At 37.7% G+C, this 15,722-nt stretch carries 13 protein-coding genes; all 13 read right to left on the bottom strand.

Annotated features, from left to right (window positions below; translation table 11 throughout):
- Positions 1-30: 30 nt before the first annotated feature.
- Positions 31-1,230 (bottom strand): serine protease family protein, encoded by a 1,200-nt coding sequence (locus OSO01_RS09355; RefSeq protein ID WP_246145116.1) that lies wholly within the window; start codon positions 1,228-1,230, stop codon positions 31-33.
- A gap of 108 nt (positions 1,231-1,338) precedes the next feature.
- Entirely contained in the window at positions 1,339-2,811 is a 1,473-nt protein-coding gene (locus OSO01_RS09350; protein WP_147210179.1) for a S41 family peptidase, read from the bottom strand.
- 518 nt (positions 2,812-3,329) lie between these two features.
- Complete coding sequence (locus OSO01_RS09345; protein WP_147210178.1) at positions 3,330-4,916, bottom strand: murein hydrolase activator EnvC family protein; 1,587 nt, start codon at positions 4,914-4,916, stop codon at positions 3,330-3,332.
- A 250-nt stretch (positions 4,917-5,166) separates the two neighbouring features.
- Positions 5,167-6,060, bottom strand: coding sequence for a permease-like cell division protein FtsX (ftsX, locus tag OSO01_RS09340; RefSeq protein ID WP_147210177.1), 894 nt, complete (start codon positions 6,058-6,060; stop codon positions 5,167-5,169).
- A complete protein-coding gene (ftsE, locus tag OSO01_RS09335; RefSeq protein ID WP_147210176.1) occupies positions 6,050-6,736 on the bottom strand; it encodes a cell division ATP-binding protein FtsE in 687 nt (228 codons plus the stop codon). Before ftsE ends, ftsX begins: the two co-directional genes overlap by 11 nt.
- Before the next feature lie 767 nt (positions 6,737-7,503).
- Positions 7,504-7,815, bottom strand: a complete 312-nt coding sequence (locus tag OSO01_RS09330; RefSeq protein WP_147210175.1) for a c-type cytochrome — start codon at positions 7,813-7,815, stop codon at positions 7,504-7,506.
- Between the two features lie 98 nt (positions 7,816-7,913).
- Positions 7,914-9,012 (bottom strand): peptide chain release factor 2 gene (gene prfB / locus OSO01_RS09325; RefSeq protein WP_147210174.1). Its coding sequence is split into 2 segments (ribosomal slippage): positions 7,914-8,948 and positions 8,950-9,012, totalling 1,098 coding nucleotides; the frame shifts between segments, so codons are not numbered across the junction.
- A 232-nt stretch (positions 9,013-9,244) separates the two neighbouring features.
- Positions 9,245-11,764, bottom strand: a complete 2,520-nt coding sequence (secA, locus tag OSO01_RS09320; protein WP_147210173.1) for a preprotein translocase subunit SecA — start codon at positions 11,762-11,764, stop codon at positions 9,245-9,247.
- Positions 11,765-12,118: 354 nt separating this feature from the next.
- On the bottom strand, positions 12,119-12,271 hold the full coding sequence (locus OSO01_RS23300) for a hypothetical protein (protein ID WP_156984888.1): 153 nt from the start codon (positions 12,269-12,271) through the stop codon (positions 12,119-12,121).
- A 356-nt stretch (positions 12,272-12,627) separates the two neighbouring features.
- A complete protein-coding gene (hpf, locus tag OSO01_RS09315) occupies positions 12,628-13,185 on the bottom strand; it encodes a ribosome hibernation-promoting factor, HPF/YfiA family (RefSeq protein ID WP_147210172.1) in 558 nt (185 codons plus the stop codon).
- A 278-nt stretch (positions 13,186-13,463) separates the two neighbouring features.
- Positions 13,464-13,817 (bottom strand): flagellar protein FliT, encoded by a 354-nt coding sequence (gene fliT / locus OSO01_RS09310; protein WP_147210171.1) that lies wholly within the window; start codon positions 13,815-13,817, stop codon positions 13,464-13,466.
- Complete coding sequence (gene fliS / locus OSO01_RS09305; RefSeq protein ID WP_147210170.1) at positions 13,817-14,218, bottom strand: flagellar export chaperone FliS; 402 nt, start codon at positions 14,216-14,218, stop codon at positions 13,817-13,819. The genes fliT and fliS overlap by 1 nt, the downstream gene beginning before the upstream one ends.
- A gap of 20 nt (positions 14,219-14,238) precedes the next feature.
- Complete coding sequence (fliD, locus tag OSO01_RS09300) at positions 14,239-15,714, bottom strand: flagellar filament capping protein FliD (RefSeq protein ID WP_147210169.1); 1,476 nt, start codon at positions 15,712-15,714, stop codon at positions 14,239-14,241.
- Positions 15,715-15,722 lie beyond the last annotated feature (8 nt).

Below are 15,722 nucleotides of genomic sequence, written 5' to 3'. Positions count from 1 at the left end.
GTTGTAATCACCGTTTCAAGCATTCTTATTTTAGGACGCATTATTATTTTTTTTATCTCTTCTTGCTTTATAAGGCTCTTCAGCAAATTGAAAGCCCAAGGAATGATGCTCTCCTTCATATAGGGAACATTGTACGAAACGAATCTCATTATCATGATTAAAGACTTCCAATTTAATATAAGCCCCGCTTCGCTGTAAAGCTTCATAAAAAGCCTGGCTTGTCTGTACATTTTTCCCGTGCACTCTATAGATAGATTCACCAGGTTCTATCTCCAGCCTGTCTGCCGGACTTCCCGGGAGAATCCCCACAACCCGCAAGCCTTTTGGATGCGGCTGATAATACGGCCGTCGTAAGCGGTCTCCTTCTCTATATCGATAGTTCAAATATTCTTTTCCTATGATTGCAAGGATAATTGCAGTCAGAGAAAGATATGGAATAAATATTCCTGCGACAGCAATAAGGAAAATGCCAATTGCCAAAAATGTATTCGCCTTTGCCAGCTTGTAAATAGCATCTTGGTGGAAATGGCCTTTTGCTTTATAGTTAAAGCCAATTAAAAAGGGAATGAGCACCAGACCTAAAGAAGATTCCCCTATTGATAAATACGGCCACCAAGGTGCAAAAGAAGTGATTAACCCTTCAGGCACAAGCATAAGCAGCGGTACTACCGTTAATCGTTTGATTTGCTGCTCTCCTACCCAGACACCCCGGTCACTCAGCTGAATTCTCGGAAATAAATCTTGTTTTTCAACACGTTTAATTAATAGAGACTCTACAAAAAGCAATAATCCGGCCAGGACTGCCAAAGCAGGAAGACTGCGTTCATAGAGCAGAGAGTAATCAAACCAATTTTGCATGTCGAGTACATAAGGTGCAAAAAATAAAATCAAAAATGTCAGTCCCAGCGTATAGCTTGGAGACAACAGCGTAAAACGGGTACTGATACTTATAACGATAAAACTGAGTGCTAATACGAAAAGTGTTTCATAGGAGAACACCATGCCGACTCCAATAATTACAGCAGATATAAGTATGCCGCTAATTAATGAAACAAGCCAAGTCCGATGCCATTCAATAAATTTCGGATATATTTTTATTCCGAAATCATACCGCTCCCGTTTAATCCGGAAATAACTTGCCATGGTTAATATAAATAAAAACCAGTATAACGCCGGATTCAGAAAGAACTTCCCTATACCTTTTGCCAGTTCAATAAGCCATTCTTCCACCAATATTCTTCACCTTCTTCGCGAATACATTTTATACGTTAAAATTTGTTCATCCATCATAGCATGATGGATGAACAAATATTTCTCTATCAAGAAGTCAAGTTTCATTTATTGATAAAGCTCTTCCAAAGATCGTTCCAGCTGCTCATCATCTTCTCCGGAACGGATTTTTTCAATAATTTGTGTTTCAATTAAGCCCCCGGTTTCTTCATCTACTTCTCCGGTTACCTCCAAATCATTATCTTCCTGGAAATCTTCTACAGCACTTTCTGTTTCTTCATTAAAGTAACCATCTGTTCTTCCTGTGTCATATCCTAAACCGGATAACATTACCTGCATATTAGCTACTGCTTCACTTGTATGGTCAAAGGTGAGCGGCTCATCATCCGTTACTTGAATTGGAATGGAATAGTAATAATCATCCTGTTTCTGTTCGACGGTCGGTTCCACACCATCACCGTCAATCCATACACCGTTCGGAGATAACCATTTATAGGTTGTCATTTTAATAGAACTGTCATCGCCTAGCGGAATAGCCTGCTGCACTGTACCTTTTCCAAAGCTGGTTTCTCCAACAATATCATATCCAAGCTCTTTCATTGCTACAGCGACAATTTCTGAAGCAGATGCACTTCCTTCATCAATTAACACGCTGATTGGATAATCCTTCTCCTCTTCTAAATCTGATGCAAACTCTTCTGTGTTTCCATCAGAATCCTCTATTTGCAAATATGGCATGTCTTTAGGGACAAACTGCTTTAGAATATCTTCTGCAACATCTAATAAACCTCCCGGATTTCCGCGGACATCAATGACAAGACCGTCAATACCCTGATCCTCTAAATCAGCCAGCTGCTCTGTAAACTCTTCATTGGTGTGCTCTGAGAAGTTGGTAATCTGAATAACACCAGTATCCTTGCCATTTTCACTGTTTATTTCACTATATACTGTTTCAACAGGAATCGTATCCCGTTGAATGGTTACTTCAAATGGATCTGAAACGCCTGAACGCTGTATCTCTAAAACAACATCCGTACCTTTTTCCCCGCGAATTTTAGCAACAGCCTCGTTCACATTTAATCCTTCAACGCTTTCTCCATCCACACTTAGGACCTGATCATTTGGACGCAACCCGGCTTTTTCTGCTGGAGAATCCTTCATTGGTGAAATAATCGTAATATAACCATCTACCTCACTGACTTCTGCCCCGATTCCTTCAAAGGATGATTCAATCTGTTCGTTAAATTGCTGCATCATTTCACTGTCTAAGTAGGAGGTGTGCGGATCTTCCAGTGTAGAAAGCATACCTTCTATAGCACCCTCTACCAGCTCGTTATCATCAACATCCTCAATGTAGTTTGATTTAATCAAATCAAAGGTTTGCGAAATTTTGTTTAAATCTGCCGGCAAATCAGCATCTGTACCTTCTCCTTCATTGTCGGATGTTTCTGTATCAGTTATCTCTAAAGGAGAGCTGTCACCCTGATTTTGGGCTAGCTTCACTCCGCCGTAACCGCCTAAAAGCCCAATAAGCAAGGCTCCTATTAATATCAGTATAATCTTAGATTGATTAAGCTTCATTTCTTTCTACACCTCTTTAAATGCTTCAAAAGCTTCCATTCACCTTTGAAGTTGAATAATTAATATATAGCAGGTATTATGAAAAAACGGCTGACCTTCACAATTCCATTATACCTGTTATCTTAAAAGAAATAATCCCTGATAGATAAAACAAAACTTCCTTCTATGGAAGTAGACCGAGATTACTAAACAAAACCATTTTTCAACCCAAAACAGGAGCTTTACAAACAGTTTCTATGATAAAATGGTATTTTTTATTTTCTAATAAGAAAAGCATATCATGTTATGAAGCGAATGACTATGATTTTAAACAAACATCCATAAGAAACACTTTATTTGAAATTCCTGTTCTTTTTGTCCGAATACCAAACCGCAATTCCAGACAGTAGTAGAAAGCCGCTGGTCCTTTATTTAATAACAAGAAATCCGAACTGATTCAAACTCCTATGAAAGGGGTTTGAATACTAGTTCGGATTTCCATTTGATAGATTTCTTTATTCTATTAACTACGCAATGAATTAATTTATATAACCTGATGGATCAACAGGATTCTTGTACCCTCCAGGGTGAATTTCAAAATGGAGATGGACACCGGTAGATCCTCCTGTATTCCCCATCACAGCAATCTGATCTCCCTGGCTTACTGTTTGTCCGTTAGATACAGTAAAGCTTGATAAATGAGCATACAAAGTAGTATAATCCTGACCATTTACATTATGAGTTACCATAACTGTATTCCCATAACCGCTCATTGTACCAGTGTAAGCAACAACACCATCTGCTGCAGCACGAATCACTTTATCTGCTTCTCCTCTTTGTCCAAAATCCATCCCATTATGAGGCCGGACATCTCCATGAATTGGATGTACCCGATTAGGATCAAATGGAGAGGTTTGTGGTCCAGAAGTAGGGCGGATAAACCCGGAACTGTTACTTGGAACTGATTCACTTGCTGTCTCTGTTTCTGTTTTCACTTCTGCTTCAGCTGTATAACCGCTGGCTACCTGTACATCGTTTTCACTTTCTTCTTCATCAGAGGATTCACTGCCTTCAGACTCACTTGAATTACTCTCTGTTTGCTCTTCGCTATCTTCTTGTTGTTCCGCTTCTTTTTGGCGTTCTTCCTCAGCTTTACGCTCTTCTTCCGCCTTGCGCTGCTCCTCAGCTTCTGCTTCTGCCCGGGCACGTTCCGCTTCTTCTGCTTCCTTCTGCTCTATTTCTGCTTTTTTACTCTGTGCAGAATCTAAAGCCGCTTGTTTTGCTTCTGCTTGAGCGTCAATCAGCTGCTGTTCTTCTTCAGCAGTTAATTTTACTTCTTCAATATCATTATATTCAATTTCTAAGTCAGCTAATAAAGTTTCTTTATCAGAAATTTGTTCATCTAATTGCTCTTCTAATGCAAGCAGCTCCTCATGCTGCCCCTCAAGTGCCGCCTTATTTTCTTCGACAGCTACTTTATTTTCCTCAACAGTTACCTTGCTTGCTTCCACTTCTTCTTTATTTTCTTCCAGTTGAGCCTTATCATTTGCCTGTTCTTCTAAAATAGATCTGTCCTGATCCATTATCGTATTGACTGCTGTACTCCGGGACACAAATTCACTAAAATTTTGTGCTCCAAATATCACTTCTAAGTATTGGATTTCCCCGCCATTCTGCTGAATGGTACGGAGGCGGTCTTTGATGAGCTGGTCTCTGGTTTCAATTCGCTCTTCTAAGTCTTTTATTTCATCCCCTAATTCTTCTATACGGTTGGACAGCTCTTCAATTTCGTTGTTGAGGCTCTCTATTTCCTGGTTCGTTTCCTCAATTTCACTCTCTTTTGCAGTAATGTCGGATTGCGTCTGATTTAATTCTTCATCTATTGATGAAATTTCACTCTCAACCTCATTCTGCTCTTGTTGATTAGATTCCAGCTTTTCTTCAGAATCCTCTTTCTTTTTCTTTGCCTCTTCTTTTTCTGTTTCCAGATTAGACTTTTCTTTTTCTAATTCACTAATTTCATCTTCCACATCTTTTACAGACTCTGCTGAAACAGAATGTAATGGTGTTGTCACTGCGAGCAAAGTAACTAGGCTTACTGATGCTAATGCTCTCAAGCTTCTCATATGTTGTTCCCCTCTCCATTTTGTTTCTGGCTTTAGAAAATGACTGCTTCAATAGCTTTACCGCCATTTTGTCCCTCTGATAATACTTATTTAAAATAAAATGAAGTTTCATTCAGTGAAAATTTTTATACTACTTACACTGAATGAAACTACAAATATTCATCTAACTCTTGAGTGTAAACGTCCATTTGACCTGAACCAAAAAATTTACAGATGATTTACGGTAATAAACTTTCTTTATCTATCATCCTTATACTTTCAGGAACTTACGTACGCTCATCACACTTCCCCAAACACCTATTACTGCACCGATTAGAAGAACCATTCCTGATAATTGCCAAGCGAATGGATCAAACGGCAATAGTTCTACAAATCGGAAATTAACTACATTCGCAAAATTATTATATATATAGTAGTAGCCTCCAAGTATAACCGCTACCGGAGCCAGAGAACCGAGAATTCCCAATAAAGCCCCTTCAACAAAGAATGGCCAGCGGATAAATGAATTTGTTGCTCCTACTAACTTTTGAATCCCAATTTCTGTACTTCTGGCTATAATAGTTATCTTAATTGTATTAGATATTAAGAATATTGCCGTAAATACTAGAGCTATAATTAATGCCAATCCAATTGCTCTCGCATAATTATTAAATTGGAAAAGCTGTTCGACAACTTCCTTTCCATATAATACACTCTCTACATTATTCAGCTCTTCTATTTGATCAGCAATAACCTCGGTTTCTTCCGGAATACTGGCTTCTACAATATAAACATGGTTTAACGGATTATCCTGTTCAAACATAGACCATGCTTGTCCTTCATCTCCCATACTCTCAACTAATTTACTCAGCTCGTTATCATTAGAAGAGAACTGCACCTCTGCTACACCATCTATTTGTTCAATTTCTTCACCAAGTTCGACAATTTGATCTTCATCTGCTGTCATATCAATCAAAGTACTGATTTGAACATCCTGCTCGATATTTTTAGCCATCTGGTCAAGGTTCAGAACCAGGGCTAAAAAGACTGCAACCAGAATTAAGGTTGTTGTTACAGCTGCGATCGAAGCAAATGTCATCCAGCCATTCCGGAATATATTCTTGGTACCTTCACGTATATGTCTTAACAATGTTCTAAATTTCATAGCCGTAGTCACCCCGCTGTTGATCTCGTACAATAACCCCATCTTCAATTGCAATGACACGACGTTTAATTGTATTAACAATATGTTTACTGTGGGTTGCCATGATTATGGTTGTACCTTTTGAGTTAATATCTTCCAGAACCTTCATGATTTCCCACGAAGTATCTGGGTCCAGGTTTCCTGTCGGTTCATCCGCTATAACAACCTTAGGATTATTTACAATTGCCCGTGCGATTGCTACACGCTGCTGTTCCCCACCTGATAATTCGCTTGGAATCATTTTTTCCTTTTCTTCTAATCCTACCAGCTTCAAAACTTCCTGTACTCTGCGTTTTATGGTTCTTGGCGGTGTTTCTATTACTTCTAAAGCAAACGCCACATTTTCATAGACTGTCAGTTTTTGCAGAAGCTTAAAGTCCTGAAAGACTACGCCTATATCCCGGCGTAAATAGGGGATATGTCTTTCCTTTAACTTGCTTAAATCCCGATCACTCACAATTATTTTTCCTTTTGTCGGCTTTGCTTCCCGGTAAATCAATCGAATAAATGATGATTTACCGGCTCCGCTTGGGCCAACAATATAAACAAATTCACCACGATCGATATGTACACTAATATCGTTCAGTGCTGTTACACCATTACTATATGTTTTGGATACATTCTCCATTGTTATCATTTCATGACCACCCAATTTAATTTATTATTTCAGTCCATGACATAACCTGATCTGACTTATGTCTTCTTTCTTAAAGCACAAAAAAAGGCATATTTCGCTGCATCTATTATAAAGTTCGATATATTTTTCATACTGCTATTAATCTCTGTCTTTTTCATATTAATTAAATTCATTTAAATAGAATTAAACGAACAAAAATAATTATAACATCTCTTGGTATTTTATGATGAAAAAATCGTATTACATTTTCATTTCAATTCGACAATCCTTGTAATAAACAGACAAAGAGAACTTGAGAAACCTGTCTAGGAAAGGGGCAGAGTTTATCTGTGCTAGAGTAAGCTTTTGTTATTACTAAGCCAGTTTAAACCGCAGCACTTTTATCAATTGAAATTAACCGAGGCATGCAAGAAACTCAGCTAAAATTTTTACTGTGTCGAAATACTGTTTCTGTAAAATTTCGGGAAACTTTAACATGTAAAAAAGGCAAGATATAGATTTTTTATTATAGATAAAATGAAAATTTAAGTAGATATGACTATTACAATTACTTAAGAAATAGGAGGAAAAAACGAAGTATATGTCATCAAATAGATAGCAGTTTTAATAGGATGACAATAAGAGGAAGAGACATCAAAAACAAGTTTATCCGGCTAATAACCAAAACAGCTGATGTTTTATAACACCCAGCTGTTCAAAATAAGGATTCAGCTAAAAATATAAAAATGCTGACAGACACTTGCAACAAGGCAAATGTCTGTCAAATATTATTGTTCGGATAACCACGAAGTTAACTCTTCCAGGTCTTCTCCTTCTACATGCTGCTGCGGCTGCATACCGCCGATACCTTCTTGAACTATATCTGCAATTTGTTCCTGGGAATATTTCGAGCCGACATCAACCAGTGATGGACCGGCATTCCCTGAAAGATCAGCTCCATGACAAGAAGCACAATTATTGCGATATACTTGTTCCCCAGCCTCTAAATCTTCATCAGCATTACGAATATCATCCGCGTTACCGCAGGCTCCAAGAACAATAAGCACACTTAAAAACAGTGCAGTTATTCCTTTTTTCATTTTCTCATCCCTCCCTGCTGGTTGTTACTTTTAGTATATCTTCTTTATGTCTTACTCTGAAGGGATCATTTTGTACAAAAAAGGACAATTTAGCTTTATTACATTTGCGCACGAAGATAGCCGTCAATAAACATATCTATTTCGCCGTCCATAACAGCCTGAGTATTCCCAGTTTCTACATCTGTCCTGTGATCTTTAACCATAGAATACGGATGAAAAACATAGGAACGAATTTGACTTCCCCAGCCAATCTCCATCTGCTCTCCACGAATTTCAGCTAATTCCTGCTTCTGCTTCTCGATTTCCAATTGATAAAGCTTTGATTTTAACATCTTCAGAGCCTGTTCCCGGTTTTTTATCTGGGAACGTTCATTTTGACATGTAACAATGATATTTGTTGCAAGATGGGTAATTCGTACAGCCGAATCTGTTGTATTGACATGCTGCCCGCCAGCACCGCTTGCACGATACGTATCCACTTTTATATCCTCTGATTTTATTTCGATATCAACATCATCACTCATCTCTGGAGTAACATCACAGGATACAAAAGATGTATGTCGTCTGCCCGACGAATCAAACGGAGAAATCCGAACAAGCCGGTGAACTCCTTTTTCTGCTTTTAAATATCCATATGCATTATGTCCTTTAATTAATAGCGTAACGCTCTTCACGCCTGCTTCTTCTCCAGGAAGATAGTCAATCGTTTCTACGGAAAAAGAATGACTCTCAGCCCAGCGTTGATACATACGCAACAGCATACTTGCCCAGTCCTGCGATTCTGTACCGCCCGCTCCAGGATGCAGTTCTAAAATTGCATTATTTGCATCATAAGGCTCACTTAATAAGAGCTGTAACTCAAATTTATTTACCTGGTCTTTAAATTCCTGAAGCTCTGACTGTAAGTCTTCAAATAATTCCTGGTCATTTTCCTCTTTAACCAGTTCATAAGAAACTTCCAGATTTTCTAATGTTTCATGGATCTCTTCAAAAGAATCAACATAGCTTTTTAAGCCGTTAGATTCTTGAATAACAGTCTGCGCCTGGTTCTGATCATCCCAGAATGACGGGTCAGACATAAGCGCTTCTAACTCAGCAATTCGTGCTTTCTTCTGTTCGAGGTCAAAGAGACCCCCTGAACTCTTCAACTCGTGAAGTTATTTTTTCCAGCTCTTGTTTAATTTCATTTAATTCCATAAACTGACTCCTCCTAGTAAAACCTAAAATTATAACTGTTAATCAAAACAACTGGATAAAGGGCCGCAATCCAGATTCCTTTTCCTTTTAATCACGGATAACCGTCCGAACTTCTCCTCTTAAAACAGAAAATGAAGTTTCGCTTTATGAAAAGTAATTGTCTTGAAGTTTTCCTTCATCCAGTTGTTGATTCTTCTAACATCATTTACAGCTTTTCATTGTCTATGCCAGATTATTGCTTGCCATGACAATTTTTATATTTTTTCCCACTGCCGCAAGGACAAGGATCATTTCGGCCAACTGTATTATTTTTTACAATAGGCTTTCTTGATTTCTTCTTCTGGCCTTCTCCACCGCCGGAAACAGCTTGTGTATTTTTTACTACTTCCTGACGCTGCAGATTTTCTTGAATTTGTGCCTTCATGACATATCTGGAGACTTCTTCTTCAATACTTGCAATCATTTCTTCAAACATAGTGAAGCCTTCCATTTGATATTCACGCAACGGATCGTTCTGTCCATACGCACGTAAATGAATACCCTGGCGCAGCTGATCCATTTGATCAATATGATCCATCCATTTCGTATCAACTGTACGCAGTAAGATAACTTTTTCAAATTCAGCAAACTGCTCAGGTGTAAGTTCTTCCTCTTTTGCATCATAGCGGCCGTTAACTTTCTCCATAATAATGCCTGTTAATTCTGCTGCTTCTTTATCCTTCAGCTCAGCTGCTGTAATATCGCCTTGTTCTAGCAAGTTACCTTCCACATACTCGACAATTGCATCCAGTTTCCAATTATCTTCATCATTGTCCTGTGTATGTGTACCGACAATTCTCTCTACCGTAGATTGAATCATATTTATAATGATTTCACGAAGGTTAGTATCAGAATCAATTACTTCAAAGCGCTGCTTATAAATAATCTCACGCTGCTCGCGGAGCACATCATCATAGGACAGGACAGTTTTACGTGCATCGTAGTTATTTCCTTCAACCCGCTTTTGGGCGGATTCTACAGCTCGGGATACCATTCTGCTTTCAATTGGCTGGTCATCATCCATACCAAGTCTTTCCATCATTGCTTTCAGATTATCTGACCCAAAGCGGCGCATCAGCTCATCCTCCATAGATAGGAAGAATTGTGATATACCCGGATCTCCCTGACGACCAGAACGACCGCGCAGCTGGTTATCAATACGGCGTGATTCATGCCGTTCCGTACCAATTACCGCAAGACCTCCAAGCTCTTTGACACCGTCACCCAGTTTAATATCTGTTCCGCGCCCGGCCATATTGGTCGCAATGGTTACAGCACCTTTTTGACCGGCATTTTCAATAATTTCAGCCTCACGGAAGTGATTTTTTGCATTTAATACTTCATGCTTTACTCCCGCGCGTTTCAGCATTTGCGAGATTAATTCCGAAGTTTCAACTGCTACTGTACCAACCAGTACTGGCTGGCCTTTTTCGTGCCGCTCTTTTATATTATTTACAACAGCTTTAAATTTACCTTCCATGGTTTTATAAATTTGATCTGCCCGATCGTCTCTTTCAACCGGCTGATTCGTTGGTATAGCAATAACATCCATATTATAGATGCTTCTGAATTCTTCTTCCTCCGTTTTCGCTGTACCAGTCATTCCGGCCAACTTTTTATACATCCGGAAATAATTTTGGAAGGTAATAGAAGCTAATGTCATGCTTTCATTTTGAATCTGTAAATTTTCCTTTGCTTCAATAGCCTGATGCAGACCATCACTATAACGGCGACCCTTCATTTTACGACCGGTAAACTGGTCAATAATGATGACTTCGCCTTCCTCCACCATATAATCCGTATCTTTATGCATAGCTACATGTGCTTTTAAAGCCTGATTAATATGATGCGTCAAGGAAACATGTGATAAATCAAATAAGTTTTCAATAGAAAAGAATTTTTCTGCTTTATCAATACCCTGCTCTGTCAGCTGCACTGCCTTTGTTTTCACATCATACGTATAATCTGATTCTATTTGCAGGGTACGCACAAATCGGTCTGCCTGCTGATAAAGAGATGCAGATTTTTTTGCTGACCCGGAAATAATCAATGGTGTACGGGCTTCATCAATTAAAATCGAGTCGACCTCATCAATAATCGCATAGTTTAATGAACGCTGCACCATTTGTTCTTTGTACAGCACCATATTATCTCTTAAATAATCAAAACCAAATTCATTATTTGTTCCGTAGGTTATATCAGCCTGATAAGCTGCACGCTTATCTTCCTTAGGGAGACCATTATGGTTTAAACCGACAGTTAATCCTAAAAAGCCAAACAATTCTCCATTCACCTTAGCATCACGATCAGCTAAATAATCGTTGACCGTAATAATATGCACGCCTTCACCAGAAAGTGCATTAAGATACGCTGGCATTGTTGAAGCCAACGTTTTCCCTTCCCCTGTTTTCATTTCAGCGATATTTCCGTTATGCAGAGCTACTGCACCAATTAATTGTGTACGGAATGGGCGCATTCCGAGCACTCGTTTTGAAGCTTCCCGGACAACAGCATATGCTTCTGCCAGAAGATTGTCCAAATCCTCTCCATCTGCAATCCGTTCTTTAAACTCATTTGTTTTCATTTGCAAATCATTATCTGAAAGCTTCTCCATTTCAGGCTCTAATGCTTCAATTTGATCCACCTGTTTTTCGATACGCTTCACTTGTTTTTGATTTCCGTCACCAAAAATCTTTGTTAAAATTCCTGCCATAATGAACGCTCCTCAGTTAATTGAAACTTTTTATTTCTTATAAACACTATTTAGTTTATCATCTGTAGTATAAATAAAATATATAACATACCATTGTGTAAAGTTAATGATATCAATAGCTAATTAATTTACCATTTCTTATAGGCAATGGTCAATATTAATATCATAACACTTCCTAAACCGTTATGACAACTTACATACCCCGTCTTATTCACCATAATTAAATTCTATCATGAAGGCAGGCTTCCAAATGATTTTCAGGCTTCAAGTATAAAAAAAGAACTGAAACGATTATTTCAGTTCTGAATGAGGCGATCTTGCGTGGAAGCCTTGCGTAGAGTAGTACGTAAATTACTACTTTTGTATTTTTTCTTTTTGTTCAGAGGATAGTTGTACTACATTTTTGTTGAGGTTAGCTACAATACGTAATAGCTGTTGAATAGTATGTTCCTGCTGCTTAACACGCTGTTCCAGTTCATTCAATAATCGCTGGTTGATATACTGCATTAAACTGCCTCCTTTTCTTTCTAATTTGTTTATATCATATCCTTTCTTTCCCTGCGAATCAGCAAAATGACGTTTTCAGACATACAAAATGACAATTTGCCCAGGGGTAATTGTCATTTTGACAGCAAATAATGACTATTTCTCGCAAAAATAGCTTTAAAAAGTTATTTTGATGTTTTTTTCGACAAATTTACGTGAATTGATATAGTTCTATATTATTTAACTGTTTTCTACAATTAGATTAGTAATTAAAAGCATGTAAAAACGACTTTTCACTTTTTAAAGCCAGTAAAAAGAGCAGTGCACCATTTATGAAAGGTGCACTGCTCTTTATCAATGTATATTTATATTTTTATTTAAACATGCGGTTCAATCAAACCGTATTTTCCATCACGGCGTTTATAAACAACGTTTGTTTCGCCGGATTGATCATTTGTAAATACGAAGAAAGCATGTCCAAGCATATCCATTTGTAAAATTGCTTCCTCAGAATCCATTGGTTTTAAATTAAAACGTTTTGTACGTACGATTTCAATATCATTTTCATTATTTTCTTCAGTAGCTAATCTGGCTTCTTTTTCCAATTCTGCAAAAGCATGCTTTGGTGAACCATTTTGTTTAAATTTACGATTAATTTTAGTTTTATATTTGCGAATTTGTCTCTCTAATTTATCTACCGCTAAGTCTACAGCAGCATATAAATCAATATGCTGTACCTCAGCACGCAGTAATAGATTTGTCATCGGAATGGTAACTTCAATTCGCTGTTCATCATTATAGACACTTAAATTTACATGCACATCGCTAATCGGAGCGGAATCAAAGTATCTTTCCAGTTTGCTGATCTTTTTCTCAACATACTCTCGAATAGCGCTTGTAACCTCAATATTTTCGCCTCTGATATTAAATTTCATGTAAGTGTCCTCCTTCTATACTTTTATAAATATATTATAGCACTATTTCACAAACTTCTCTTCTCTAAACCTCTATTTTTTAGTAAACGCTTTCTATCAAATTACTTTAAGCCCTTTATATACAAGCCTTGAAAAGCTCAAAGATTTTTTGACAAAATTTGAATCAGAATAAATAATGACTTTTATTTTTAGAAAAAGTATTGATTTCTAATGTACAAAAAAAGAGATAACCAGTTTAATAAATACTAATTACCTCTTTTTTAGAACAGTTTAATTTTCTATTTTTTTTGATCTAAGAACATCCCGTCCATGTTTTGTACATTTTTATATGGGTTAGAATAGCTCGTTGTTGATTTCTTTTGCTGCTGCACCTGTTTCATTTCATTCTTTAATGCCAAAAATAAATATTTCATTTTTTGCTCGATACCTTTATTCATTTGCACAACTGTCCGGCCGAGTTTTTCTTCATCCTCTGTATAAGGAGGCTCAATTGCTTCCAGCAGCTGCCCTCTCTCTTCTATTTTCTCCTGAAATATACCAATTACCTCTTCTCGATTATGGGAATCAATATCTTGTAATAATAACTGCTGCATGCTTTCTGTTATTTGGTAGATAGGCAGTATCCGGTTCATCAGACGGAAGCACCTTGTTTAAATTTCTGCTGACGATCTTTGAGAATAACCTGCTTCCAGACATCACGAAATTCTTCTGCGTAGCCGAGTGCCTCTTTTAATTTTTCTATATCATTCTTTATATTCGCTTCCGTTAAAAGGTTATGCATGTAGTCGTACAATGGCAATATTTGATGGGAAATATCCAGTTTCATATCCAGAGTCACCATCAGTTCATTAACAATTTTCTGCGCCTTTTGGATATTCGTATTCTTAGCAGCAAAATCTTTATTATCCACATCTTTCATTGCCTGTTTTATAAATTTAATACAGCCGTTATAGAGCATCAATGTCAGCTCTCCGCCAGATGCTGTATTTACAGAGTTATTTTGATAGGTTTGATACGCTTTATTACTACTCATACCGGGTCATCCCCTCTTTATTATTGTCCTTGTGCCGGGAAGAAGTTTGACATCAGCATATTGGATTGCTGGTTCATCATAGAAATTGCACGCTCCATCTCTGAGAATTGCTTCCAATAACGCGATTCTACTTGTTCTAAACGACGTTCAAAGTTCTCAATACGGCTATTAATATCCTCCATGCGCTTCCCTAATGCATAGCCATCAAGGGATACACTTGTTGCTTTACCAGCACGTTGATTAATTTGGCTGATAGTGCCTTCAACAGCATCCTCCAGACGATTGATTAATCCTCTGCCTTCCCCTTCTGCATTATTGGAGAAGAGTTTTTGAACGCTATCAGGATCATCAGCAAGTGCTTCTCGCAGCCGTTCTTCATCAATAACCAGTTTTCCTCCGTCTAAATAATCAGCAGAAGTACTAATTCCAATTTCCGTTAAAGAGGTAAATGCTCCATCATTTTTAACTGCACTGTACCAGCTTGAACGCATGCTGGTAAGTCCGCTGGATAAAGCCACTTCGCCTTTGAGCATACCACTTTTTGCTTTTTCTTCCCATAGCTCAATTTCACGCTCTGTCATGTCTGATTTCTGCTCATCTGTTAATGGCGGGAAATCACGGAAAACCTGTTCACGCTGCGACTCTGTTATTTTATCGACAATTTCATTATATGCTTCAATAAATTCTTTAATTTTATCAACGGTATGATCAATATCATTGGTAACATTTAAAGTTGCTTCGCCTTCTGTTTTATTTAAAAATTGGAAGGTTACACCATTTAGTTGGTAATGGTTATCCTGAGTTGAGACTTCATAGGCACCATTATATTTGAATTCGGCATTTTGAGCGCCGCTTTCTGCACTTTGCGTCAAGCCTAATTGCGTGAAAAAGCTTCCTTCTTCAAATTCAATTTCTTGTCCATCTTTATTGTACTGTCCTGTTCTTGTTGCTTCTAAAATAACTGTATTTGCATTTTCATCATAAGTAAGACGAACAGGACTATCTACATCACCATTAATTCTTTTGATAACATCAGAAAGTTTGTCTCCTGATTGAATTTCATAACTATGATCTATTTTTTCTCCATCTTTATTATATGTTGAAAATTCAATCGGCCCCATTGATGGATCAAGTGTATCTTCAGAATTAATATTCATTTTACTTGGGTCACCAACATTAATCGCGGAAGTAGCTAGTTGCTTGACCTCAATCCGATATGTCCCGCTATTTGCACCAGCATTCCCTGTTGCGCGTACAGCATTTTCCTGTGTCGAGGAAATAATTTTTGTATTAAATGTATTGCTTAATTTCATATTAAAAATCAAATTCCGGTCGAAATCGGCCAGCATTTTATTAACATCCCGGAAAGCATCGCGCTTCCATTCCAATTTTGTACGGTCCTGATGTAATTTATCGAGCGGTATCCTCTCTGCATTCATCAAATCTTTAATCATCGTTTCTGTATCGATTCCACTTGCTAATCCGCCAATTCGCATTTTTGCTC

The sequence above is a fragment of the Oceanobacillus sojae genome, assembly GCF_007991515.1.
GTDB lineage: Bacteria > Bacillota > Bacilli > Bacillales > Amphibacillaceae > Oceanobacillus > Oceanobacillus sojae.
The sequence above is the reverse complement of the archived record's forward strand: the minus strand, read 5'-3'. Positions and strand labels throughout refer to the sequence as shown.